Origin of the sequence: Nocardiopsis gilva YIM 90087, from assembly GCF_002263495.1 — a bacterium.
GTDB lineage: Bacteria > Actinomycetota > Actinomycetes > Streptosporangiales > Streptosporangiaceae > Nocardiopsis_C > Nocardiopsis_C gilva.
This window is the reverse complement of record NZ_CP022753.1, coordinates 1,949,215-1,975,290: the sequence shown is the minus strand read 5'-3', so window position 1 is coordinate 1,975,290 and position 26,076 is coordinate 1,949,215. Positions and strand designations below refer to the sequence as shown.

The window sequence follows — 26,076 nt, the reverse complement described above, 5'->3', positions numbered from 1 at the left end:
GCCATCTCTTCGACGCGTTCAACAAGCTGCACGTGTCCGACGTCGCCGCCCGGAGGTACCGATGAGCCTGTTCGAGTCCGCCACCGTCGTCGGCACCTTTCTCGGATTCTCCTCCGGTGGCCTGGAGTTCCACGCCGATCTGGTCCTGCCGTATCGAAGCGATTTCCAGTCGTCCCCCATGCACGGGCAGTTCGTTCTGGTTGGTCTGGAGCACGACTCCGAGGCGGTGCTGGGCAGGATCACCACGCTGTCAGCGCACGGCCGTCTCGTGTCCCCCATCGGCGAGGACTATGCGATCCGGCAGCAGCGGGAGGATCGGCCGATCCCGGAGAATCTGCGCGACCAGTACCTCAAGTACCGCGTGGACATCCGCATCCTGGGCGTCCTCCGGCAGAAGGCACCGGGACAGCCGCCGATCTTCGTTCCCTCGCATCGTCGGCTCCCGCATGTCGGGGCCAAGGTGGCCTTCCTCTCCGATCAGATGCTCCAGCACGTCGCGGGCGCCACCGCCGATCCAGCGACGACGGCCGAGCTCGGCTTCCTCGCCTTCGGTGAGTTCGTCTACGCGGCGGGCGACCCTCGGGCCAACGGAGATCCCCGCTTGGAGATCCGCAAACCCACTGTCGCAGCCCGATTCGACATCCGGCAGCTGGTGAGCCGTCGCTCGTTCGTGTTCGCACGTGCCGGGTTCGGCAAGTCCAACCTGGTCAAACTGCTCTTCGCCAACCTCTACGGAGGCGAGCAGGTGCCCGTCGTTGAAAAGCGAGGCAACCGCCAGGTCCCCGTGGGCACCGTCATCTTCGACCCCGACGGCGAGTACTACTGGCCGGACGACAAAGGCCGCCCCGGCCTGTGTGACGTCCCCGAACTCGCCGACCGGATCGCGATCTTCACCGACAAGGAACCGCCCTCCGACTTCTACGGCTCGTTCGTCACCGTCGACACCGTGAAGCTCGACATCCGAGAGCTGCCGCCCAGCAGAGTCGTCGCCCTGGTCATCCCGCCCGAGCGCCAAGACCAGCAGAACATCGTGAAGCTGCGCCAGCTCAAGCGGGACGAGCGCTGGGCACGCCTGGTCAACGCCGTGTACAAGGACGGCAACGCCGCTGATCTCCAGGTCTTCTACGACGTACTGCGGCTGGAGAACGGCCAGGACTACGAGGCCATCGCGGCCCGCTCCAACATGGCGCGCATCGTCGGCACCCTGCACGACCCCTCCAGCCGCCTGCTGCAGGCACTGAAGGCCGCGCTGAGCGAGGGCAAGCTGTGCGTCGTCGACATCTCGCGGATGCGCGGCCCGCAGGGGCTGGCCCTCGCGGGCGTGCTGTTGGAGGACCTGTTCGAGCACAACCAGGAGCAGTTCACCCGGCGCGACTCCCGCACCATCCCGACGATCGCGGTGGTCGAGGAGGCCCAGTCGATGCTGTCCTCCGCGGGGCCGCAGTCCGAAGGGCCGTTCGTGTCGTGGGTGAAGGAGGGCCGCAAGTACGACCTCGGCGCCGTGCTCATCACGCAGCAACCGGGATCGATCACCTCCGACCTCCTCTCCCAGGGCGACAACTGGTTCGTCTTCCACCTGCTCGCGGAGAAGGACCTGCGCGTACTGCGCCAGGCGAACTCCCACTTCTCCGACGACCTCCTGTCCTCCCTGCTCAACGAGCCGATCCCCGGCCACGGCATCTTCTGGTCCAGCGCCGGCGAACGCCCCTACCCCATCCCGCTTCGGGTCCTGTCCTTCGAAGCCGCCCACCAGGTCGCCGACCCGGACTACGCGCGCCCGGCGGTGAACGTCTATGCCACCCGTCTGCGCGTCCACTTGGAGGAAGAACTCAACGCATCCATCGCCAAGGCCGGCGCGGCGGTCCCTTCCGGGGCTGACGATGAGCTGGAGCCCAGGACCAGCCCGACAGTTGGGAGTGCCCGAGACGTTCCCGTGGACGCCGTGGAAACACACATACGCGCCGCGATCCAGGGTCTGAGCCGCCGTGACGACTTTCAACGTGACCTACGCAAGCACAGCATCCCCTGGGGTGGCATCGGGCAGATGGTGGCTGAGGAGCTTCCCTCCTCACTCAGCGACGACCTGCCCACATGGGTGCACGAGCACAAGCTGGTCAAGAGGGCGCTGACCGAGATCCTCGGCGAAGAGAACGAGGCCTGGTCCAGTCATGCTCGCCCCAGCAAGTCGTACCCCGGCCGAAGGACGGTGTGGGTCAAGCTGCTGGGCTGAGTTCTGGCGGAATCGTCGGCGCCTCAGGCCCAGTCGCACCAAGCGCTGGAACTGTCTCAGCGCGCCGATTCACCTACCCCGTCCGGCGTCTCTGATCGTGCACAGCACAGTCGTCGAGGTCGTATGTGCTATCCCGGATGGGTCCGAGAATCCGCTTGGTGTGCGCGTATGCGGAATCTAGCTGGCGAGCAAGTACCAGAACCACAACCGTGCGCGCCCCTGCCCGCTTCAGACGGTACGCCGCCGACTGCGCCCGGGAGCCGGTGACCCAGGTGTCGTCGATCAGCGCAACGTCGGCCTCGGGCCGCCTCCCCTCAGGGATCCGGTCCAGCTTGAACCAGTCCTTGTGGAACTCGCGCGACTCAGAATCGACGTCTGTGTTCACTGCCAGGTCGATCCGGCAGAGCGTACTGACCGCTGGCGCAAGCAGCTCCTGCAGCGGGTGTGTGTGCTCCGGTGTCTTCGTGCTCGGCACGAAGCAGACGTGCGAGAAGGAGGACAGACCCGCTGCCGCCTTGACGCACGCGATGTGGTGGTCCCGGAAATACCAGAAGAGGGCGGCCAGGCGACGCCGATGGGCTTCCGTCCCCGACACGTCGGTCTTCTTGTACCACCGCAGGTCGTGAGCGTGCTGGCCATCAATCCGGTAGGTGATTGGCACGACGAGGTCGGCGACGTTGCCCCTGGCGGCGCTATCCGTGCTCTTGCACTTGAAGCAGCGCGTGTACTGGGGATCGATCGCGCCGTAGCAGACCGTGCAGATGCCCGCGCCTTGGCGCGGTACGGCGTGCAGGTAGTTGGTCTGGAGTACAACATTCGCGCGGACACGACGCAGCTCACCCGACGTCACCAGACCGGCCCCTCCGGCTCCATCCACTCAGCGAACGGTCCCAGCGGTGACTCGTTCACGGCGAACACCTCGCGGACGACCTCCATCAATTCATCCATGCTGGCGACGACGTGCACACCCGGTCGGCTCTGGAATTCCCGAGCCCATTCGTTGGCCAGCAACTCTTTGGTGAAGATGACCTGTCTGCCGTGCTTCAGCGCGTAGCGGGCCTGGATCCTGGCACCGCTGTGTTCGCCGGCTTCGACCACGATGGTGGCGGCTGCGTATCCGCTCATGACAGCGTTACGCATGGGAAAGGTCCGTCGTGTCGGTGGAGATCCCGGCAGAAACTGGCTCAGGAGCATGCCGCGGTCGGCGATCTCGTCCTGCAGAGTGCGGTTGTCCTTCGGGTAGTAGCGGTCAATACCGGTTCCGACAACGGCGACGGTGCGACCCCCGGCTCGCAATGCAGTGGTGTGGGCGGCCGCATCGATTCCGACTGCGAGACCGCTGACGACGGTCACCTTCTCCGACACCAGGCGTTCGGCGATGTTCCCGGCGATCTCCTGGCCTCGGGGTGACGCCGACCGGGAGCCGACGACCGCGATGGCTCGGCGGTCGTCGGCGTGCTCACCGCGGGTGAAGACGACGGGCGGCATCTCGTGGATCTCACGGAGTTGTGGGGGGTAGCCGTCCTCCCAGAAAGCGAGGACGTCCATGCCCCGCGCGGACCAGTCATCCAGCAGGTGACGAGACTCGTCAATCAGCTCCGAGAGGCGGTCGGACACTGGTGAGAAGAGAGTCTCCTCGTGCGCGAGCCTGTCCTCCAGGACGCTCCTGGCGCTCCCGAAGTCGACGACGGAGTCGGCGATCTTCGCCCAGCCCGATCCCATGCGCAGCAGAGCGATGAGCGCGGCTCGTTCGTCGTCTTGCGGCATGGACCCCAGACTAGAGGGTTCGTTACAGCCTCTGACCTGTGCCGCTTCCCCACACAGTGAGCGTGTCCGTGGCGACCCTGCCCACATCGCCGCCTCCTTTCCTCCGCCTCGCGTCCGATATGCCGAGCCTCGCGATAGAACAAATGTTCTAACAGGGTGCTGACAACGGGACGCGCATCTGCACCCTGGGGGCCGTGCCGTACCTCACGCTCAGGCCGTTGGCCAGGCGCTTTTGGTGAGGTCATAGTCCAGGCGGAACCAGACCCTGCGGAAGGCGGGTTGTCCGTTGTCACCCCACTCAGTGGACAGGCGGTCGACCAGCGCAAGCCCACGGCCGGATTCGGAGGTGAGGAGTTCATCCGGGTCGGTGGGGCTCAGGGGACGCCGCTCCTGAGCGGAGTCACGCCGGTCGATGCTGCCCCAGTCGGTGCAGATCAGGGTGAGGCCGGTGACCGAGCGCACCACCTTGAGCGTGTAGGTGTAACCCGGCAGACCAGAGCGCGTGTGCTTGATGGCGTTGCTGGCCAATTCCGTGCCGAGTAGGTCGAAGAGGTAACGGTACTCGGGGCTGCCGGCCGCAGCGCAGGTGGTCAGGTAGGCGTGAACCAGCGGCATGAGAACTGTCTCGCCGCGGAACTCGAATGAGCGACGGGTGAAGTGGGGGTGGTCGGTGCTGCGGTTGAAGTAGTGCTCGTAGCCGTGCGGGATGAGCAGGTTGAGCGGGATCGTCACCTCAGGCATCGGGGGTACGGGGGTCAGGACAGACATGCGTGCTCCTGAGTGAACAGGTCGCGGGCGGACAGAGAGGGGAGGCGACGTCCGCGAATCGGCCCGTTTCGGGAGCATGAACGGCGGGCGCGCCGTAGCGTTCAGCCCAACACTGTGAGCTGTAGCTGTCTGACTACTCCTAGGCTAAACTCAGATTCCCATCAGTCAAGCTAAATATTGAGATTCCCATTACCTTCTGCGAGGGGTCCCCCATGGAAGCTCACAGCCCCAACATCCGACGCCGTCGCCTGGGCCACGCCCTTCGCCGGTTCCGCGAGGACGCCGGGATGACCCTAGAGGCCGCCTCTCAGGCATCGGGGGTCCCCCGTGCGACCATCGGCCGCATCGAAACCGCCGATGCCCGCCGCCTACGCCACACCGACCTGGACGCACTGGCCGACCTGTACAAGGTCGACCAGCAGACGCGGGAGGCCATGCACGAGCATGCCCGCCAATCCAAGGAACGCGGCTGGTGGTCGAAGTACCGGGACGTATTCGGCGACCGCGCCCTTCCCGACTGGGAGGCCGAGGCCTGCATGATCCGCACCTTCGAAGGACTCACCATCCCCGGCCTGTTCCAGACCCCCGACTACGCGGCCGCGGTCTTTCGGGCCGGACGCGCCATGCCCGAGGACGACGTCGCGCGCCGCGTCGAAGCTCGGATGGCCCGCAGGGAGATCTTCAACCGGATCAAGCCGCCACATGTGCTTGCCGTCATCGACGAGGGTGCCCTACGCCGCCTGATCGGCGGCCCTGATGTAATGCGCGAGCAGCTAACCCACCTCAAGCACCTCGCACTTCGCCACCACATCGACATGCAGGTTCTGCCCTACGAGGCAGGAGCCCATCTTGCCCTCGCTGGCCCGTTCAGAATCCTGGAATTCCCCGGCTCGAAGGATCAGCCGATCGTGCACGTGGAGACCGCAACAGACAGCCTGTTCCTGGAACAGCCCGATGAGCTAGAGCGGTATACCTTGGCGTTCAGCAATGTCCAGGGAGTGGCTCTGTCCACCGCCCTCTCCGTCAAGTTCATCGATCAAATCCTGCTGTCGTTTGAAGGCAACCAATGACCGAGATGCTTAGATTCTGGAAGAGCAGCTACAGCGCACAAGGCCAAGCATGTGTCGAAGTAGCTCACATCCCCTCCGACTTCCGGAAGAGCAGCCACAGCGGACAAGGCGTGAACTGTGTTGAGGTGGCCAACCTCGCCCACGGCGCCGCGCTCCGCGACTCCAAACATCCCACGAAGGGGCATCTTGCCTTCCCAAGCGGGGAGTGGGCCGCCTTCCTCACCGCTACCCAAGGTGGGCAGCTCTAGAGTTCCCCGCCGCCCACCGACACGCTCCCCTGAATCCCCTACTCCTCCTCAGGCGCGACCTTGCCCGGGTCCGTCTCTTCCTCGGCGTCTTCCGGTGCTCGGATCGTCTCGGAGCGCGGGCCCGGGTCTTCACCGTTCTCGGCAAGGCGGGCGATCCGCCACGCACCGTCGTTCTGGTGGATCTTGCACACCGTCATGAACGCACCAAGCGTGTTGAGCAGGTCCTGCCGGATGGCACTGCGCGAGATGTCCTCCCGAATCCAGTTGACCTGGCGCAAGTGCCGATGGCGGAGGTTATTGTCCTCACGGAAGAAGTAATCGCTGGTGACCTCGCCGATGGCGATCTGCTGGCGCTTTACGACAGGGAGCACCACGAGGTCGCCGACCTCGATCCGCCCGCGGAAGGCCCACAGCTGCCGGGAGAAGTTCTCGATCCGTCCGTCCTTGGCATCGGACGGGAGACTCGACCGGACGTGCCTCTCGACCTTGTCTCGGGTGTCAGCCGCAGTAAGGTCGTCGATTTCGTGAAAGCCGACGACCGCGACACCGTTCTTCAAGGCCCAGTCGGCATCGATGCCACCCCGGCCCGCACGCACGAGCCACGCCTTGACCTCGTGCCTACCGACAGGACGCGAGGCTACGGCCGACGCTCCAGCCGATGCCTCAGCAGTGCCCGCCGGCTCGGTCGACGCCCGTACCGGCATCCCCGCCAGCGGGAAGAAGCGCTGCGCCAACGCGGTGGCGAGCGTATTGATCCACTCGACAGCCGCGTCCGCCTCATCAGCCGAGATGGGAGAGCGGCGACCATCAGGGCCGAGGTCGGCGTGGTGAGCGATGCGATTGCGCCGGTCGACGATGTCGTCCTGCCGCTTCCGGACCTCGTCGGCGCGCATACCGAGCGTGGCACCGACCCGACGCCAGATGTCATTGCCTTCAAGCGTCGTTACCAGCCGGATGGCCTCGCCGATCCCCACGCTGCGCTGGTAGGTGTCGCGCTGGATGTGCTTGGTGATGAAATCGCGGAACACGTCACCCGAGGAATCAGCGGGATCGCTGTGCAGGCGCTCCGCGACATCGAATGGAACCTGGATCTTGTTGAGCTTCGGAGGGCGCCGCCGGGTGTGATCGGCGACGATCGCCACCGCATGCTCCACCACTTCGAGATGGAGCCAGTGATCCAGCGCTGATACCGCCTGAGTCCAGGCGGCTCGGTACAGGTCTTCCGGGTGGGGAGCGCTCAGGTCGCCGAAGTTCGCACCAGCGGAACGCAGCCCATCCAGCGCTCGGCCCCCGACGATCAACGCCTGCGCGTAGGCGATGTTCCTCTCGAACTGCTCCTGGTGGGAGTGTCCCAGGTACGTCCGTTCGAGATCCTTGCGCGCCAAGACCGTTCCTTCATCACATGTATTGACTTAAAACCGGGGGCAAGACGCACGAGGATACACCCCTCTGTCACCGCGTGTATCAGCTTCCGGAAGTTCCTTATCTCCACAGGCGCCGAATGCGTCCGCTTTGAACGATTCTCCTATCACGGAACGCAACCGTCGTAATAAGCTGTTCTGACTCCCCGCGGCCCGACTTTGTCCTGATTCTTCCCCTACGTGCATCTCGGCACTGCGAACGGCAGGTGAGAGTGGAACCCCTGAGCGCATCCGACCCCCGGACCCTCGGCGACATCGCCCTGCGCGGCAGGCTTGGCGCAGGCGGCATGGGCCAGGTCTACTCGGGAGAGACCCAGGACGGGGATCGGGTCGCCGTCAAGACACTGAAGTCTGCCGTAGCTGACCGAGATGACCTGCGCGAACGTTTCGACCGCGAGGTAGCGGCGATGCGCATGGTCCAGGGACCGGCGACAGCGGCCCTGTTGGCGGCTTCCCCACCCGATGCCGATCCGCAGTGGCTCGCCATGGAGTACGTGCCCGGCCTCACCCTGCGCGATTATGTCGACCGCAATGGGCCACTGAGCAGCAACGATGCAATGGCTCTCGGACTCGTGCTCGCCCGCGCGCTCACCGACATCCATGACGCTGCTCTGCTGCACCGCGATCTGAAGCCCAGGAACGTGATCCTCGGCCCCGACGGTCCGTGCGTCATCGACTTTGGCCTCGTCGCCATCGGCGGCGTCGTGGGAGAGCTGACTGCGACCCACGCCATGCTCGGCACCCCGCTCTGCATGGCGCCCGAACAGGCGGAGGACGCGAAGAGCGTAGGCCCGGCCGCCGATATCTATGCCCTTGGCGCCACGCTCACGTTCGCCGTGACCGGCCACTTCCCCATTGAGCGGAAGACCCCCAACGCGCTACTCGCGGCACTGGTGACAGGTGTGGCACCTGACCTCACGCGCGTTCCCGAGGAGCTTCGCCCCCTGGTTACTGCGTTGCTCTCACGCACACCAGCCGACCGGCCGGAGCTGCCCGACGTCCGCGCCAAATTAACCGAAATGTTGGCCGGATTCGGCCAGTCCCCTGGCGCGGCCAGGATCCGGCTCGCGCACACCACCTATGTGGCCGGACCGGACGACGGCGACGACGCCCCAGTGCCGATGAGCGCCTCTCTGGTTCTAGAACAACGGCCTCACCACCCCCCGGCGCCCTCCGGCTCCTCGGCCCCCACTCCTCTCGTGGCAGCCGTCGCAGAGAGGCTCCGGCGCGGCTACGACCGCGGCGCACCCCTGCCCGCCCGATAGCTCACACCAGGCGGAGGAAAAGCACAGCAGACCAGGAGAAGAGCACATGAGGTGTCCGCCATACCGCACTGGGACGAGCACCACGGCTTTCGTGTCAGAACGGCGGTTCCGGGAGGGGACTGCCTCGTCGATGGTCGGGCCGGGTTCGGAGGCGAACGACCGTGTTCCAGCACAACGGCGTCAGCAAGTGGCAACTCATGGCACAGTGAGTCACCGTGACTAGTGGGGATGGCAGGGTTCCGGCGATGATCAGCGGCGATGGCAACACGACCGGAATACCGGAAAGGGATACAGGGGCCGGTACGACCGCGGGCACAAGCGCGGAGACGACGGCAGCAACGAGCTCTCCCACCACCTCAGCGGAGTCGACCCCGTTCGCCCCCGGCGCCCGCATCGAGGTCCGCGACGCCGAGTGGATGGTGCGCACCTGCATCCCCACCGATCACCTCGATGACGACGGCTATATGGTGCGCGCCGTCGGCGTCTCCGAGTTCGTCCGTGAGGAAGAGGCCGTCTTCTTCACCCGCATCGACGACGTGGTCCCACTGCGTCCCGAGGAGACCGTCCTCGTTCCCGACGACTCCGCCCGATTCGCGCACAGCCGCCTGTACCTGGAGTCGGTCCTCCGCCGCACCCCGCTCCCCCAGTCGGAGCGACGGCTCGCCATGACCGACGGGTTCCTCCTCGATAAGCACGTCTACCAGCAGCGACCGGCCGAGCTCGCACTGAAGGGCCTGCGGCCCCGCATCCTGATCGCCGACGTCGTCGGCCTCGGCAAGACCCTGGAGATCGGGCTCATCCTCGCCGAGCTGATCCGGCGGGGGCGCGGCGAGCGCATCCTCGTCGTCACCCCGCAGCAGGTTCTGGAGCAGTTCCAGCAGGAGCTGTGGACCCGCTTCTCTATCCCGCTCGTCCGACTGGACTCGGTCGGCCTTGAGCGGGTACAGCGCGAGATTCCGGCCGGTCGCAACCCGTTCCTGTACTTCAAGCGGGCCATCATCTCGGTGGACACGCTGAAGAACCAGGGCAAGTACGGTCAGCACCTGCGCAACATGACGTGGGACGCGGTCGTCATCGACGAATCGCACAACCTCATCAACGAGGGCAACCTCCGCAACCGCCTGGCCAAGCTGCTCGCCGCACAGACCGATGCACTCCTGCTGGCCAGCGCCACCCCGCACAACGGCGACCCCGTTTCGTTCGCCGAGCTGATCCGGATGCTCGACCCGGCGGCGATCGTCAACCCCAAGGACTACTCGGCCGACGACATCGCCCACCTCTACATCCGGCGCACCAAGGTGAATCCGGAGGTGCGCGCGCAGATGGGCGACAAGTGGCCGGAGCGCGGCCCCTCGGAGTCCGTCTACTGCCCCGCGAGCGCGGCCGAGGAGGCGGTGTTCGACGAGCTGACGCGCGTCTGGCTGCGTGGTGACGGCCGTGGGGGCGGGCCGGTCGTGCGCCCAGAGCGCCGGCTGTTCCCCTACACCCTCGTCAAGGCGTTCCTGTCCTCCCACCGGGCTCTCGCCACCACCATCGACAACCGCCTGGCCAGCATGACCGTGCGCGACACGGGGGCTCTCAAGGAGGGCCAGGACGAGCGCGAGTTCGCCGCCCTCCAGGACCTGCGGCAGCTGGTAGAGAACATCAGCGACGAGGACTCGGCCAAGCGCACCGCGTTGATCGAGCAACTGAAGGGCATCGGCGTCGGGAAGGGAAAGAAGACCCGCGCGGTCGTGTTCTCCGAGTCCATCCCCACCCTTGAGTGGCTGGTCGAGACCGTCCCCGCCGAACTCGGTCTGGCGAGTGACCAGATCACACTGCTCAAGGGCAACGGCATGTCCGACCAGGAGCAGCAGCGGATCATCGACGACTTCGCGCTGGAGGACAGCAAGGTCCGGGTCTTCTTCACCAGTGACATCGCGTCCGAGGGCGTCAACCTGCACCGGCAATGCCACCACCTGATCCACTACGACGTGCCGTGGAGCCTCATTCGCATCGAGCAGCGCAACGGCCGTATCGACCGCTACGGCCAGACGCACAACCCGCAGTTCAAGGCGCTGATCCACACGTCCACCGTCGAAGGCGTCACTGACGACCGCGAGGTGGCGGAGAAGCTGCTCGACCGCGAGGCGAAGGCGCATCGCAGCATCGGCACGGCCGAGGCGGTCACCGGCCAGTTCAGCGCGAAGAAGGAGGAGGACCGGCTGGTCCACGACCTCTTCCGGGGAAAGTCGGTCGACGAGTCGTTGGACCACGCCGACGCCGAGGATGCAAATGGAGCGGATGTATGGGCGGGCCATCTCTTCGGCGACGGACTCGGGGTGCCGGAGTCCGCTGCGGAGCCGGAGCTCGCACCCGTTCCACGGCTCTTCGACTCGACCGAGGCGTTCGCACGCACCGCTCTGCAGACCGTCTGCCCGGAGCTGGAGATAGACGAGGACGGCACGATGCTCGCCTTCGAGCCGCCCGAGGACCTCAAGCATCGGCTCTCCGCGCTGCCCGCCTCCTACCTGAAGAAGCGCAAGGTGGCCGAGCGCATGCGCGCCACCTTCGACGCGAAGCTGGCGGACGACAAGCGTGAAGAAGCCCGTAAGACCAAGACCACCTGGCCGGAGGTCGGCTACGTGAGCGACCTGCACCCGATGGTCGAGTGGCTAGTGGACAAGGTACAGGTGCGGCTGCATCGCAGGCAGGCACCGGTCATCACGGCGCAGGTGGACAGCCCGGTGTTCCTTGTGCAGGGCATCTACTCCAACGAGCTGGGGCAGCCCACGGTCGTCGAGTGGATGGCGGTGACCGGCCTGCCTGACCAGCCGCAGGTGGAGGACATGTTCGGTGTGCTCCGACGCGCCGGTATCGGCCCGGACATGATCAACACGGGCATGCACAGAGACCTTGAGCCGCTGCAAAAGCTCGTCGAACCGGCGGTGCGCGCGGCGCGCGAGCACCTGGACGCGTGTAGAGCCGACTACGACGTGCGGATCGAGGAGCAGCTCGCCCGGCCCGAGCAGCAACTGAGGCAGTGGCAACAACTCAGCCTTGAGGGGATCGGCGGCGACCCGCGCAGCGAGCGACGGCGTCGCGAGGTCGATGCGACCGTCGCCGAGCAGGAACGACTGATGAAGAAGATGCGGACGAACGGGGAGCCGCTGCTGCGCATCCTCGCCGTGGTGAAGGGGGCGTCGTGAGCTACGACTCGCTGGTGAATCGCGGTGACTACTTCTCCGCCCACTACCTCGCCGAGGTACTTCCCAAGGCCCTGAAGGGCAAGGACGGCCCGTTCCGTCGGTGGACGGAGCTGGAGAAGGAGGCCGAGCAGGAGAAGCGCGCCCGCAGGGCGGCAGGGAAGCCCGAAACGTCCGCTGAGAGCGCGGAAGCCGAAGGTGCGGCCGCGACCGGCGAGACGACCGACTCCACCAAGCCCACGCCCCGCGCCGGCCTGCGTGCCCTTAAGTCGCGCTACTTCAAGGATCGCCCCACGTTCGCCGAGGCGACGGCCGACATCCGCGAGGGTGGCGGGTTCCGCCCGAAGGAGGCCGCCGCATACCGCGAACGGCTGCACGCGCTGCACCGGAACGTGCTGTCGGCGCTGGGCTACAGCGTCAAGCCCGAGCCGGTGGAGCTGACTGTGGAGGACGGCGACGAGCAGCGATCGGTGCGGGTCGCCCTCCAAGAGCCGACGCTGGCCGCGATCGAGTGCGGCTGGGCCCCGGACGTGGACGCGGCGATGGACGAGGCCGAGGCGGGCCGCCTGCTCGACCCGGCGGAGGTGGGCGAGCGGGAACCCATCACGCTCGGCACCAAGCTCGCATCGTGGCTGTTCAACCAGGACGAGCGGCTGCGGTACGTGCTGATCCTCGCGGGCGGTGTGATCGTGCTCGCCGACCGAACGGTGTGGGGCGAGGGCCGGTATCTGGCAGTCAGCCTGGATGTGGCGCTGGGACGTGGCGACACCGACGAACTCGGCACGATCGCCGCGCTGTTCGGCGCCGAGGCGCTGCTCCCGCCGGAGGAGGGCGGCGCCGAGCCAATCCAGGCTCTGCTGGACGCGTCGCGCCAGCACGCGGTCGGTGTTTCGAAGGACCTGCGGGAGGGCCTGCAGAAGTCGGTCGAGATCATCGCCAACGAGGTATTGGAGCGGCTGCGCGAGCAAAAGGTGCGCCCAGATCAGTTGGTCGACTCCAACAAGGAGTTCGCCGACGAACTGGCCCGCGAGTCGCTGCGGTACCTGTACCGGATCCTGTTCCTCCTCTACGCGGAGGCACGTCCGGAACTGGGGGTCGTCCCCGCGGACGATGAAGCGTACATGCGCGGGTACAGCATGGCGCGGCTCGGCGACCTGGTCGTACACGGACTGGTCGGGGAAGAGTCGCGCAACAGCGTCCACCTCTACGAGTCGCTGGACCTGCTGTTCCGCATGGTCAACGAGGGCCACCGCCCGCGCGGCCGAGTTCTGTCGGACGAAGAGGCGCGGGACACGTCAGAGGGCGACGGCCTACGCTTCGAGGCGTTGAAGGCCGACCTGTTCGACCCCGAGCGGACGCGACTCATCGGCCGCTCGCTGATCCACCCCGACGACGACCAGGATGATCCGGTGATGCCGCGGCTCGACACCCGGCTGCGGAACAAGGCACTGCACCGCGTGCTGCGCCTGCTGATGCTCGCGCGCGGCAAGCGCAAGGAGCGCGGCGGGTTCATCTCGTACGCGCAGCTCGGCATCAACCAGCTCGGCGCGGTGTACGAGGGACTGATGTCCTACACCGGTTTCATCGCCGAGGAAATGCTGTACGAGGCCGCTAAGAACGGCGACCCGAAGGACGGGTCCTGGCTGGTGCCGCACTCGGCGGTGGAGGACTACCCCAACAGCGTGTGGGTCCCGGAAAAGGACGAGGACGGTTTCCCGACCGGCGAGCGTGTGGTCTACAAGCCGGGATCGTTCGTCTACCGACTGGCCGGGCGTGACCGGGAGACGAGTGCGTCCTACTACACGCCCGAGTCTCTGACCCAGCTGACGGTGCAGCTGGCCCTGCGTGAACTGCTGGACAAAGACGGCAAGACCACCAAGGCACGAGAACTGCTCGACTGGACCATCTGCGAGCCAGCGCTCGGGTCCGGCGCGTTCCTGAACGAGGCCATCAACCAGGTGGCGGCCGAGTACCTCAAGCGGCGGCAGGACGAACTCGGCGTCCGTCTGGAGCCGGAGGACTACACCAACGAGCTGCAGAAGGTGAAGGCGTACATCGCGCTTCACCGCTGCTACGGCGTTGACTTGAACGTGACGGCGGTCGAGCTAGCCGAGGTGTCTCTCTGGCTGAACGTTATGCACCCGGGCCTGCAGGCTCCGTGGTTCGGCTTGCACCTCCGTCGGGGTAATTCGCTGATCGGTGCCGGGCGGAGGCTGTACAGCCCCGACCAGTTGGCCAAGGGCGCCTGGCTCAAGGAGGCGCCAGACGACTGCCCCCTCCGGGAAGGCGAAATCCCGGAGGGGCACATCCACCACTTCCTTCTCCCCGCTCAGGGGTGGGGCTGCGTGGCTGCCGAGAAGGAAGCAAAGGCGTTCGCCCCAGAAGACGCCAAGCGTCTCGCCACCTGGCGCAAGGAGATTCGTAAGGCGCCCTCGGCGACGAAGAAGCGCGGAGAGAAGCAGTCCCAGGTCCAGCGCCTGCAGGGCCTTGCCCGCCGGGCCGAGTACCTGTGGGGGTTGGTTATCCGCCGTCTGGAGATCTCCGAGAGGGAGATCAGCCGCCACATCGACGTTTGGGGAGCCGAGGATCTGGAGCACCCGAAGACAGCCGTTCCTCGGGAGAAGGTCCTCAATGACCTAACGGCTCACGGAACGCCGTACTGGCGCTTGAAAACCCTTATGGACGCCTGGTGTGCACTGTGGTTCTGGCCAGTGCAAAATTCCGGGCTCTTAGACGGAAGCGACGCTGTCTATCAGCGGCTTGACGACACGCTTGACATCAGTCGGCCAGGAACCAATGGTTCACTGTTCGGAACGCCCAGCAAGAGCATCCCGCTCGCAAACCTCGACAACTGGTTAGAATTCGCGGAAGCTCTACTCGGTAGGGCTGATGTCCCGAAGGGATCGCTCGTCGATCACTTCGCCACTCTCGACGACTTGAGCGAGTACGAGGATCAGCTCCCCACGTGGACCGGGATGGAGTCTGAATTCAAGTTGGCAGAGCGGTTCCCGTGGGTCCACACAATTGAGGAAATCGCGGATCAGCACGGATACCTCCACTGGGAACTTCAGTTTGCACACATCTTCCAACCAGGTGGATTCACCCTCCAGACAGGCAATCCCCCGTGGGTACGCCCACAATGGGATGAAGATGCAGTTCTTTCAGAGCTGGACCCGTGGTTCAAACTGCATGAACGAGTAGACACTGCCACCGTCGCGAATCGCAAGGCGAGCATACTTCAGCAAGAAGGAGTTTTCTACTTCCTCACTAACCTTGCCGAGACCTCTGGCATGAGCTCTTTCCTGGCAGACAAGACAACCTACCCCCTTATTTCCGGGACCCAACCAGATCTCTACCGCGCCTTCATGTGCCGCACATGGAACAATATTAGCGATAGAGGTGCGGTCGGCCTCGTCCACCCGGATACTCATTTCGGCGGAAAACGAGAAGGCGAACTCCGAGCCCAGACTTACCGGCGCTTGCGATTCCATGCACACTTTGTCAATGCTGGAAACTGGGCATTTCCAAGCCCCGTGGGCCGAAGTCGAGAATTTGGCGTTCATATCTATTCATTCCCATCCTCTATTGACTTTACGACCATGAACTGGCTGTATAACGCGTCGGTTGTCATGGGCTCACTGGAGCATGATGGACACGGGGCTGCCCCAGGAATTAGACATGAGGGCCGGTGGGACCTGCGGGCACACAAGGATCGGTTAGTCCACGTAAACTACGAGCAACTTGCCGAGTGGAGGCGCCTTACAGGCTCATCAGACCAGCCAGTCGAGCATGCCCCATTGCTCCATCCTGTAACAGCCTCAGAAACAAGTGCCATGCGGACACTGGCTAGGTATAGCAATCGCCTGGGACTCAACAACCCTCACATCAGCTTCGGCTTCCACGAAGCAAATAGCAAGAAGTTGGGCCTTATCCAATGGGAGAATTCATCAACCAACTCCCTCAAGGAAGTCGTACTACAAGGCCCCCACATTTCTCCAGCAAATCCCTTCGCACAGAACCCAAGCATACCATTCACTCACGCAAAAGACTGGCACCCCTGCGACCCCACAAAGCTCGACGAAAACGCTACCCCAGACACCAATTACAAGCGCACATTCACAAAGAAGGAACTCCCATCACTCCAAGAGACGCAGGAAGTCTATAACTACACGGAATATTACAGAGTAGCTTGGCGGGGGATGATTGCCTTTGATATCGAACGCAGCCTCTTTGCCGCCCTCATCCCTCCAGGACCAAGCCATGTTGACGCAGTCCACTCCTTGGCCTTAGACACGTGGGAGAAGACAGCCCTCACCGCCGGGTTTTGGGCATCGCTTCCCTTGGACTACCTGCTTCGCATTACGGGACGATCCCATCTACGGATAGCCGAAGCAAATATGATGCCCGCCCCGATCCCTGGCCACCCTCTGTCATCCGACCTAATCCTGAGAACACTACGACTAAATTGCCTCACCAACGCGTATGCACCCCTTTGGTCCAAACTCTTTGAACCCACATGGCAAGACGCCACGTGGGCCTGCGACTGGCCACGCCTTGAACCGCTTGGCGAGATCGATTCGCATTGGCGTTATTCAACTCCTCTCAGGTCAGAGCATGCTCGCCGGGCATGCCTTGTGGAGATTGATGCACTGGTGGCAGCATGGCTGGGACTCACATTTGAACAGCTAATAGCCATATACAAAGCGCGGTTTCAGATCTTGGCCGAACGAGACGAAAATATCTGGTTCGACGCCAATTGCCGAAAGATCGCCGCTGATCGATACGCGTATGGATTTGACCAGACCAAGGAGCACTACCTCCAACTCCATAAACACCTCGATTCACCTGATACAGAACCAGTTCCTGAGGGCTACTCTGCGCCTTTCTACAAGGCCGACCGAGAGAACGAATACCGTCAGGCGCATGCCTACTTCACTGAGAAGCTAGAGCGCGCCAAGGCCAATGGCGAGTGGGACGGCGAGGTCTGACCATGCAACCCACCCTCGCCGCCGTTGAGATCAAGCGGAACATCACCCAGTACCTCTCCACCACCTTTGCGCTCGCTGACGCGCCTGTCCGTGAAGGCTTGGAGGCGTTTCTCAACCACCCCACTTACGGGATCTTCCGGGGCCCATATCTTAGAGTCCGGACACCATTCCGTCCTGCCGATGACGAGTGGCGTAAGAGTCTGGAGTGGGCTCTGGCTGGGTTCGCTCCTTACCTGCATCAGGCGCGGGCGTTTCAGCGCTTGTCGACGCTTCACGGGACCGCTGAGCCGACAATCATCACCACTGGCACAGGGTCTGGGAAGACCGAGTCGTTTCTGATTCCGGTTCTGGATCACTGTCGTCGGGAGCGAGCGCGCGGCAACGTCGGGGTGAAGGCTGTTCTCCTCTACCCGATGAATGCGCTTGCCACCGACCAGGCGCAGCGGTTGAACGAGTACCTGGCCCAGCAGGGACTCGAAAACGTCACCGCAGGGCTGTACATCGGGGACACTCCCGAGACCGGCTATGAGCGCATCCTCACCAGCCGCGATGAGATTCGTCGGGTCCGACCTGACATTCTCATCACCAACTACAAAATGCTCGACCTGCTCCTCCTCCGCGAGCACGACCTGCCGCTCTGGGAGGGCGCCGACATCTCCTACGTCGTCGTGGACGAGTTCCACACCTACGACGGCGCTCAGGGCACCGATGTGGCGATGCTTCTGCGACGTCTGGCTGCCGCCACCGGGGAGAGCCGCCCGGGGCAGCCGCTCGGGGACATTTGCCCCGTCGCGACCAGCGCGACGCTCGGCGCGGGGGACGATTCCGCCGACTCCGGGCAGGCTGTTCGGGAAGTCGCGGAGACCGTCTTCGGCACGAAGTTCGGGCCTGACTCTGTCATCGGCGAGGACCGCCTCACCGCCGAAGAGTTCGTCCCTTTCAAGAAGATCGAGTACCACCTTCCGCTGCCCAACCCGATTGAGGTCGCCAACCTCCCCGACCCGCACGGCGGGGACCGTGAGGCCATGGCCCGCATCATGGAGGCCTTTACCGGGCAGAACGACCTCTCCCCGCAGCAACTGGGCAAGGTTCTCAAGACACACATTCTCACCAACGCCGTCCTGGAAATCCTCGGCGGCAGCGTCTGCACGCTCGACGAGATCCTCGAAGCGCTTCCCAAGCGCGGCGCCTACACGTGGGGCCAAGCGCTGCGCAGCGCGCCGGCCCAGACCGCCGAGGCCCTGGCCCGCTATGTCGCGCTGCTGTCCGTTGCCCGCGACCCGGACGACCCGTCGCGGCCGTTCGTGGCGATCGAGACCCACCTGTGGACGCGGTCGATCGCCCGGCTGCTGCGCGCCGTGTCCGACAAACCCGCCTTCAGCTGGCATGGCGAGGCGGCACCGCCGCTCGACGGCGAGTCCACTGCATCCGGCATCGGTCGGGGCCGCCTGCCCGCCGTGTACTGCCGCCAGTGCGGCCGGTCCGGCTGGGCGGCGATCTCGCCGGAGCGTACTCCGACCCAGCTCGTCACCGATCCGGAACGGATCTACCGGGGCGCGATCTCCGCCAAGAAGTACCTCCGCGTGTTCATCCACGCCAGTCGCCACGAAGCCGCGCAGCGCACCGCCGGTCAGAACATCCACGTGCTCACCGCCTCCGGCGAGACCGTGCGCCCGATCGACGACGCCGACGTGGCCGACGCTGCCAAGGGCGAGCTCGACGGCGTGTTCGTCATCGCCGACCTGGCACACACCAAGGAGTCGTTCCGCGACGCCGAGATGGACCGGTGCCCGGCCTGCCGCTCCGAACAGGGCACCCGCTTCCTCGGCTCCGGACCGGCCGCGCTCGCCTCGGTGGCGGTCACCGAACTGTTCACCAGCGGCCAGCTCAGCGGCCGCTCCCCCTCCGGCGACGACGAGCAGCCCAAGACGCTGATCTTCAACGACTCGGTCCAGGACGCCGCGCACCGCGCCGGGTTCGTGTCGAACCGCTCCTACACGTTCTCGTTGCGGACGCTCCTGGCCGCGCACCTGCCGCCCGACGGTTCCCCGATCGCCCTCAACGACCTGATCGCCGACACCGTCACCAGCGCCGCCGACCCCAAGTTCCTCGCCTGTGTGGTCCCGCCCGACCTGCACGAGCGCACCGAGGTCGACCAGCTGCTGGCCGGGGAGGACCCAGGCGGGACGCGGGTGTGGGACCTCATCGGAGAACGGCTCGCCTTCTCCTCGGTCCTGGAGTTCGGGCTGCGCTCGCGCCAGGGCCGCACCCTGGAGCTCACGCGCACGGCTGCCGCCGAGGTCCGCATCGACAATCCCGACCAGAGCGCCGCTCTCGCCCGCGATCTGCTCCAACACGACCCACGCCAGACCATCACCGGCGGCCTTCCCGAACCGGGGGTCTTCCGCGGCTACCTGCGCGGACTGCTGGAGCGGCTGCGTACCCGCGGCGGCGTCGCCCACCACTGGCTCACTCCCTGGCTGGACGCCGCCGGGACCCGACGCTACGGCACCATCTGGGGCAAGCGGCCCGACGGCATGCCCGCGTTCCCGGCCGGACTGCCGTCGCCACGCTTCCTGCTCGGCCAGGCCAAAAACCGAAGCGAGTTCGACTCCATCACCGGCCGCGGCAACTGGTACCAGGACTGGACCTCGCGCTGCCTCGGTGTGGACGCCGACACGGCCACCCGCTACCTGGGGCGGTTGCTGGAGGTCCTGGCCGACGAGGGCGTCCTCATCCGCCGCACCGCCGCTGACGGCGCCACGCGCGTCTACGGGCTGATGCCGGGCCACATCCACGTACGCCGCCTGGCCGACGCCGAGGTGGTCACGGCCGGGCTGACCTGCCCGACGTGCAACTGGAAGCAGACCGTGCAACCCGCTCTCCTCCCCGAATGGGACGAGATGCGCTGCCCCCGCTACCGGTGCGACGGCGTCCTCCAGATCGACGAGGAGCGGCGGTTCGAAGCCGACTACTACCGGGAGCTGTACCTGTCGGCCGACCCGTTCCGGGTGACCACCGCCGAGCACACCGGGCAGCTGACCCGCGCCCAGCGTGAACGCACCGAGGAGGCGTTCCGGGAGGGCACCCGCTATAGCGACCCAAACGTGCTGTCGTGTACGCCCACGCTGGAGCTCGGTATCGACATCGGGGCGCTGTCCGCCGTGATCCTCGGGTCACTGCCGAACGGTCCCGCGAACTACGTCCAGCGCGCCGGGCGCGCCGGGCGGAGCTCCGGCAACGCCTTCCTGCTCACCCTCATCGGTCGGCGTCCGCGCGAACGCTACTACCTTGCCGCGCCGCGCGACATGATCGCCGGGCAGATCGCACCGCCCGGGAGCTACCCCTCGGCCGTGGAGATCCTGCGTCGCCAGTACGCCGCGCACCTGCTCGACCTCGCGGCCCGGGGCCGCCTACCCGGGGTGCCCGCGTTGCCGCGGCGTGCCTCGGCGCTGTTCGGGGACACCGGCTGGCTCGGTCCCTTCACCGAAGCCGCCGTGTCCGAGGGGCCGCGGCTGGTGGAGGAGTTCCTCGCCCTTTTCGACGGGGCCGGAGCCGACGTCAGCGAGGAGGCAGCCGCCGAACTGCGCTCATACGCCGCCTCCGGCATCAAGGGGTTCCTGGCCGAAGCCGAACGCAAGTGGCAGGCGCGCCTAGCCGACCTGCGCGCCCGGCTGGAGGTCATCGGCGCCGCAGTGGCGGCCCTGCTCGACTCCGACCCCCAGCAGCGCTCCCGCAAGCGGCAGCTGTCCGCCGAGCGCCGGGAGATCGCCCGCGTGATCACCTCGACCGGCAAGGGAAGCGCGCACGGCGCCCTGGTCGAGCTCGGTGTGCTGCCGAACTACTCCCTGGTGGACTCGGCCACCGAGCTGGAGGCCACCATCTCGTGGGAGGAGACCGGCGCCGAGGGCAAGACCACGTACCACAGCGAGATCCGCGAGTACGAGCGCGCGGCGACCTCGGCGCTGACCGAGCTGGCCCCTGGAAACCACTTCTACGTGCGCGGATACCGCCACCAGATCGACGGCGTCGACATCGGTACACACAACCGGCCGACGTGGACGCAGTGGCGCGTGTGCCCGGAGTGCGGGTACGTACGGACCACCACCGCGGTCGAGGACACCGGCCCCTGTCCGCAGTGCCGCAGCGCGAGCATCGGCGACCGGAGCGCCCTGCACAACGTCATCGAGCCGACCCGCGTCTACGCCCGGGACCGGCGCGAAGACGCGCTCATTCGCGATGACCACGACGAGCGGCAGCGCCGCTTCTACGAGACGCCGGTGGCCGTGGACATCGCGCGCGAGGACATCGCTCCGGGGGCGTGGCGGCACCGGACGCGGGCGTTCGGCGTGGAGTTCACCCGCGAAGCGGTGATCCGCCGGTTCAACCTGGGTGCGCTGCGGATGGACCGTCCGGCGGAAACCCCGTTCGCCGGGGAACTCGTGCGGCCCAATCCGTTCCGGGTGTGCACGACGTGCGGCGGCGCCACCCCTGACGACCCCGGGCCCGACCGGCGCGACGAGTATGTGACGACGAGCGGCTACGACTCCTCCCCGAGCCACCACCGGCCCTGGTGCCGCCAGCGGCGCGGCGACGCGGTCGAGCATCTCCCACTGGTGCTCGCCCACACGCTGCGCACCGAGGCGCTGCGCATTCTGCTGCCCGCGGCCACGGTGCAGGTGCCCGAGCGCACCACAAGCTTCAAGGCGGCACTGATGGCCGGGTTCGCCGCCGTCTACGGCGGAGCGCTGCCGCACCTGGCGTCCACGGTGGCGACCATGCCCGACGAGGAGACAGGGCGGCGTCGGCAGTACCTCATCGTCTACGACACCCTGCCCGGCGGAACCGGTTACCTCAACCCCCGCTCCGGGGAGGAGGGCATCCGCGAGATCCTGACACACGCCCTGGAAGTGGTGGAGGGCTGCGAGTGCGCCAAGCAGTCCGATCGGGCGGCGTGCCACCGATGCCTGCTCGCCTACGTCAGTGACCGCGAGTTCCCCGACACCGACCGCGCGCTGGCCGAGGAGATGCTGCGCGACCTGCTGACGGACTGGACCACCGCGAGTATCGCCGGGACCAGCGAGATCTCGCTGTGGGACCAGGTGGAGAGCGAGCTGGAGGCCCGATTCCTGGCCGCGCTCACATCGTGGGCCAACCAGCCGCAGGCGGGCCGTTCGCTCAGTCAGGCGGCGCGGGTCAACGACCGGAGCACGGCCGAGCTGCGGCTGACGGGTTCCAACGGGTCCGTGGTCAGCTGGCAGGTCATCCTGCAGAACACCATCAAGGGCACGCGCCCCGATGTGCTGTTCCGGCGGCTGGACGCCGAGCCGACGCAGGTGGCCGTCTATCTCGACGGCTATGAGTACCACGCGGCGCCGCATCGCAACCGGCTGGCCGACGATGCCGAGAGGCGGGCCCGGCTGCGCGCTCACGGGTGCACCGTCTTCCAGCTCACCTGGGACGACATCGCCTCATGGGAGAAGCGGGACGCCCCGGGCCCGGAACCCTGGAAACCCTACGGCCACCACGGGGAGGGCGCCGCGCTCACGACCTACCGGCAGGAGGGCGGCGATGGCGAGGAGCTGCGGTCCACGGTGTGGGTGCGCCCCATCGACGTGCTTCTGGCGTTCCTGGCCCATCCCGATCGGGAGACTTGGCGCCGCCGCACAGCGGCCTCGGCGACCGGTATCGCCCGCACCCCGGGGGTGGACGCCGCCCGGGTGGGAGCGGAGACGGTCGGCGGAGTTCTCACCGCGGCCCTCACCGGCGAGCCGCTCCATGGGCAGAGGGCGGGCGGGCCGATGCTTCTGTTCCGCGGGGTCGACGACGCCGACTGTCGCGTGGTGGTGCTGCTCGACCCGGCGACCCGGTCGGTCAGTGCCTTCACCGTCGTCGACGATCGGCGCGCGGTGATCGAGGCCGACCCTGAGGCGCACAAGCGCCGCTGGCAGGCGTGGCTGTACTGGGGCAACCTGGTCCAGTTCCTCACGGACGAGCACAGCGACGGAGGCCAGTTCGCGCTGAGCGACATGGACGCGTTCGACGCCGAGATCGTCGCGGCGGCCGGAGGCATCGGGCTGGAGGAGACCAAGGCACGCCTGCCGCTGGACGACGAAACCGCCGCGCTGTTCGGCGACTCCCTGCCCGGCGGCCGCAAGGCGGCCGTCGCGGCGGCCGCAGATGAGGACAGCGAGCGAGCCGAGGGCGCAGAGATCGGCACACCGGCTCCGACGCGCGTCGGGGTCAACGGCGGCGCAGGGGCCGCCGGGGGTCCCCCCGAACAACCGCCCCGGCCCGAGCCGACAGCGGTCCCGCCCATGTCCCCCTCCGGCCCGGACGACGGTCCCGGAGCGGGTGCGGCGCCGGTGGCCGCTGAACCGGACCGGGAGGGGTGGACCGAGGTTCTGGAGTATCTGGAGCGCGACGAGCCGGGGTTGGAGCCATTGGTGCGCAGCCTCATGGAGCGCGGTGTTCCGGTTCCGGAGGCCGGATACGAGCTGTCCGGGGGACTGTGGCCGGCCGAGCTGGCCTGGCCCGAGCAGCGCGTCGCGGTCGTTCTGTCCGACGCGCTACTGACGAACCACGAGGACAAGGCCAAGGGCGACGCGGCCTACGCCGATGCCGGGTGGACAGCGCGCGAGGCACAGAAGTGGGACGCCGCCGAACTGGCGGCGCGGGTGATGGGAACGGAAGGTTGAGCGTGCAGGGCAAGGTGACGCTGAGGCTCTTGGACAAGGCGGACAAGGAGATCAAGCGGCTGCCCCGGGTCGTCAAGGGCGCCATCTACGATTTCCAGTACAAGTTCCGGGAGAACCCGCACTCCCCTGGCCTCCGACTCAAGCAGCTGAAGGGGCACGACCGCCTCTACTCGGCGCGGGTCGCCGACGACTACAGGGCCCTGCTGCTGCACGTGGGGGACGGTGACTACATCCTCGTCGCGGTCCGGCACCGCAACGAGGTCTACGACAACCTCGAACGGTTCCACCACCAGGTGAACCCTGTCACCGGTGGTATCGAGTTCCTGGAGGTCGTGGAGTCCACGACGGTCCGGGCACCCGGCGGCGCCGATGACGCCCCAGTGTCATCCCCCGCGGGCAGCGGAGAAACCGCCGAGCCGACGGCCCGGAGTGTGTCGGCCCCCGTCGGGCAGCCGACGGCTGAACAGTGCAAGCAGACGGAGCAGGCCCCTTCCGCCGCGCCGTCGGCCTCCCAGCGTGAACCCCTCCTCGCGGCGTTCAGCGCGGAGCAGCTGCGCGAGCTCGGCGTGGCCGAGGCGCTGATCCCGTTGGCGTTGGATGTCACCACCGACGAGAAGATGCTCGGGCTGGTGGAGTACGCCCCGGCGCATTCCGAGGAGGTCCTGCTCGCTCTCGCCGACGGCAAGAGCTTCGGTGACGTCCTGGAGAGCATCACCCAGCCGGTCAAGGTGGCCGAGCCCGTCGATGTCACCGACTACTCCGCCGCTCTGCGCCGGTCCACGACACGGGTGACGACCGAGGACACGGATCTGCGTGAGGCCATCGAGGATGGCTTCGGCCGGTGGAAGGTGTACCTGCACCCGACGCAGGAGAAGCTGGTCAAGCGTCGCTACAAAGGTCCCGCTCGGGTCAGCGGCGGCCCGGGGACCGGCAAGACCATCGTCGCCCTGCACCGGGTGAAGTACCTGGTCGACCGCCTGTCCCAGGGACGGTCCAAAGCCGTGCTGCTCACCACCTACAACCGGAATCTCGCGGGTGACCTGCGCAAGCGGCTGCTCGATCTCGGCGGCCAGGAGGTCGTTGACCGCGTCCACATCGTCAACATCGACAGCCTGGCCACCCAGATCGTGGCCGAAGCCGCCCAGGGCGGCCGCCGCCGGTGGATCACCGACGCCCAGGCGCTGGACGAGTGGCAGGACATGCTCACCGAGATCGGTGAGACCCGCTGGGACGCGGAGTTCCTCAACGCCGAATGGAGCCAGGTCATCCTGGGCCAAGCGGTCAACTCACGGGCCGACTACTTCCGCGCCCGGCGCGCGGGTCGCGGTCAGCGCATCAGCCGGGCACAGCGCGCCGAGATCTGGCAGCTGGTCGAGCGGTTCACCATGGGACTCGATGAGAAACGGCTGTGGACGCACCGGCAGGTCGCGGAGATCGCCGCCCGGATCAAGGGAGAGCAGGCCGCCAAGATCGCCGCCTATGAGAACGCTGAGGCCGAGCACGGGGGGCCGCTGCTCCACCGTCTGGACCAGTCGTGGGCGACCCTGCGCCACGACTACCAGCACATCGTGGTGGACGAGGCCCAGGACCTGAACCCGGCGCACTGGAAACTGCTGCGTGCGATGGTGGCGGAGAAGGACGACGACATCTTCCTAGTCGGCGACACCCACCAGCGCATCTACGACAACTACGTGTCGCTAGCCAGCCTCGGCGTCAACATCCGTGGTCGATCGTCGCGGCTCACGCTCAGCTACCGGACGACCAAGCAGATCCTCGGCTCCGCCCTCGGTCTGCTGGGAGATGAGACGTGGGACGACCTCGACGACGGCACCGCCCACCTCGGCGGCTACCGATCGATTCTGCAGGGCCCCGCGCCGACGTTCGTGCGTGCCGACACCTGGGACGAGGAGATGAACGCCCTGGCGGCTCAGGTCAGCGAATGGCGCGGGCTCGCCGATGAAGATGAGGACGCCTCCATCGCCGTGGCCGTCCCGACCCGCGACATGGTGGGCGAGGTGGAGCAGCGGCTGAGAAAGGCAGGGATCCGCTCGGCGACGATCGGTCCGGACGGGCCGCGCGTCGAGGACGCCGTGCACGTCGGCACTCTGCACCGATTCAAGGGGCTGGAGTACCGCTTCGTGGCGATCGCCGGGATGTGCGAGGGCCTGGTTCCGCGCCGGGACATCGAACGCTTTCGGGATGCCGACCCCCTGCGCTGCCGACGCGAAGTGCAGAAGGCTCGCTCGCTGATCTTCGTGGCGGCCACCCGGGCACGCGATGCGCTCGCCGTGTCCTGGCACGGTGCGCCCAGCCCCTTCGTACCGGCAAAGGCTGCCTCCGCCCCCGCGCCTAACGTCGGCGACGGGCTCTTCAAGCCGACGGGCGCACTGTTCTGAGCGGAAAACCGACGTACTCGGGCCGGTCGTCACCTTACGG

General features: G+C 66.5%; 12 protein-coding genes. 8 read left to right on the top strand and 4 right to left on the bottom strand.

Annotation, left to right across the window (positions count from 1 at the left end; translation table 11 throughout):
- Positions 1-61 precede the first annotated feature (61 nt).
- Positions 62-2,230 (top strand): ATP-binding protein, encoded by a 2,169-nt coding sequence (locus CDO52_RS09215; protein WP_017617511.1) that lies wholly within the window; start codon positions 62-64, stop codon positions 2,228-2,230.
- 73 nt (positions 2,231-2,303) lie between these two features.
- On the opposite strand, the gene CDO52_RS09210 is transcribed toward CDO52_RS09215, so the two are convergent.
- The 3 genes from CDO52_RS09210 to CDO52_RS09200 all read right to left on the bottom strand — a co-directional run bounded on the left by CDO52_RS09210 (position 2,304) and on the right by CDO52_RS09200 (position 4,765).
- Positions 2,304-3,080, bottom strand: a complete 777-nt coding sequence (locus tag CDO52_RS09210; RefSeq protein WP_017617510.1) for a hypothetical protein — start codon at positions 3,078-3,080, stop codon at positions 2,304-2,306.
- Positions 3,077-3,997: a DNA-processing protein DprA gene (locus CDO52_RS09205; RefSeq protein WP_017617509.1), complete on the bottom strand. Its 921-nt coding sequence runs from the start codon at positions 3,995-3,997 to the stop codon at positions 3,077-3,079. Before CDO52_RS09205 ends, CDO52_RS09210 begins: the two co-directional genes overlap by 4 nt.
- A gap of 210 nt (positions 3,998-4,207) precedes the next feature.
- Positions 4,208-4,765 carry an ATP-binding protein gene (locus tag CDO52_RS09200; protein ID WP_026125564.1) on the bottom strand — a complete coding sequence of 186 codons (558 nt, stop codon included), beginning with the start codon at positions 4,763-4,765 and terminating at the stop codon, positions 4,208-4,210.
- Positions 4,766-4,977: 212 nt separating this feature from the next.
- On the opposite strand from CDO52_RS09200, the gene CDO52_RS09195 reads away from it, so the two are divergent.
- Complete coding sequence (locus CDO52_RS09195; RefSeq protein ID WP_017617507.1) at positions 4,978-5,835, top strand: helix-turn-helix domain-containing protein; 858 nt, start codon at positions 4,978-4,980, stop codon at positions 5,833-5,835.
- The gene (locus tag CDO52_RS09190; RefSeq protein ID WP_083919741.1) at positions 5,832-6,083 is read left to right on the top strand and encodes a DUF397 domain-containing protein; all 252 of its coding nucleotides are present in this window, start codon (positions 5,832-5,834) and stop codon (positions 6,081-6,083) included. Before CDO52_RS09195 ends, CDO52_RS09190 begins: the two co-directional genes overlap by 4 nt.
- A gap of 38 nt (positions 6,084-6,121) precedes the next feature.
- Here the strand turns inward: CDO52_RS09190 and CDO52_RS09185 are convergent, their stop codons facing one another.
- Positions 6,122-7,468 (bottom strand): restriction endonuclease, encoded by a 1,347-nt coding sequence (locus CDO52_RS09185; RefSeq protein ID WP_017617506.1) that lies wholly within the window; start codon positions 7,466-7,468, stop codon positions 6,122-6,124.
- A 248-nt stretch (positions 7,469-7,716) separates the two neighbouring features.
- Between CDO52_RS09185 and CDO52_RS09180 the strand changes: the two genes are divergently transcribed.
- The 5 genes from CDO52_RS09180 to CDO52_RS09160 all read left to right on the top strand — a co-directional run bounded on the left by CDO52_RS09180 (position 7,717) and on the right by CDO52_RS09160 (position 26,036).
- Positions 7,717-8,769: a serine/threonine-protein kinase gene (locus CDO52_RS09180; RefSeq protein ID WP_017617505.1), complete on the top strand. Its 1,053-nt coding sequence runs from the start codon at positions 7,717-7,719 to the stop codon at positions 8,767-8,769.
- Positions 8,770-9,014: 245 nt separating this feature from the next.
- Entirely contained in the window at positions 9,015-11,957 is a 2,943-nt protein-coding gene (locus CDO52_RS09175; RefSeq protein WP_094932317.1) for a DEAD/DEAH box helicase, read from the top strand.
- On the top strand, positions 11,954-16,942 hold the full coding sequence (locus CDO52_RS09170; RefSeq protein WP_017617504.1) for a class I SAM-dependent DNA methyltransferase: 4,989 nt from the start codon (positions 11,954-11,956) through the stop codon (positions 16,940-16,942). The genes CDO52_RS09175 and CDO52_RS09170 overlap by 4 nt, the downstream gene beginning before the upstream one ends.
- A gap of 2 nt (positions 16,943-16,944) precedes the next feature.
- Entirely contained in the window at positions 16,945-23,640 is a 6,696-nt protein-coding gene (locus CDO52_RS09165; protein ID WP_232524422.1) for a DEAD/DEAH box helicase, read from the top strand.
- The gene (locus CDO52_RS09160; protein WP_026125562.1) at positions 23,637-26,036 is read left to right on the top strand and encodes a UvrD-helicase domain-containing protein; all 2,400 of its coding nucleotides are present in this window, start codon (positions 23,637-23,639) and stop codon (positions 26,034-26,036) included. Before CDO52_RS09165 ends, CDO52_RS09160 begins: the two co-directional genes overlap by 4 nt.
- The last annotated feature ends 40 nt before the right edge of the window (positions 26,037-26,076 follow it).

Excerpts from the sequence above, each read along its gene's own strand:
- CDO52_RS09195 (WP_017617507.1), top strand. The coding sequence starts at position 4,978 with ATGGAAGCTCACAGCCCCAACATCCGACGCCGTCGCCTGGGCCACGCC.
- CDO52_RS09175 (WP_094932317.1), top strand. The coding sequence starts at position 9,015 with ATGATCAGCGGCGATGGCAACACGACCGGAATACCGGAAAGGGATACA.
- CDO52_RS09205 (WP_017617509.1), bottom strand. The coding sequence starts at position 3,997 with ATGCCGCAAGACGACGAACGAGCCGCGCTCATCGCTCTGCTGCGCATG.
- CDO52_RS09215 (WP_017617511.1), top strand. The coding sequence starts at position 62 with ATGAGCCTGTTCGAGTCCGCCACCGTCGTCGGCACCTTTCTCGGATTC.
- CDO52_RS09165 (WP_232524422.1), top strand. The coding sequence starts at position 16,945 with ATGCAACCCACCCTCGCCGCCGTTGAGATCAAGCGGAACATCACCCAG.
- CDO52_RS09190 (WP_083919741.1), top strand. The coding sequence starts at position 5,832 with ATGACCGAGATGCTTAGATTCTGGAAGAGCAGCTACAGCGCACAAGGC.
- CDO52_RS09200 (WP_026125564.1), bottom strand. The coding sequence starts at position 4,765 with ATGTCTGTCCTGACCCCCGTACCCCCGATGCCTGAGGTGACGATCCCG.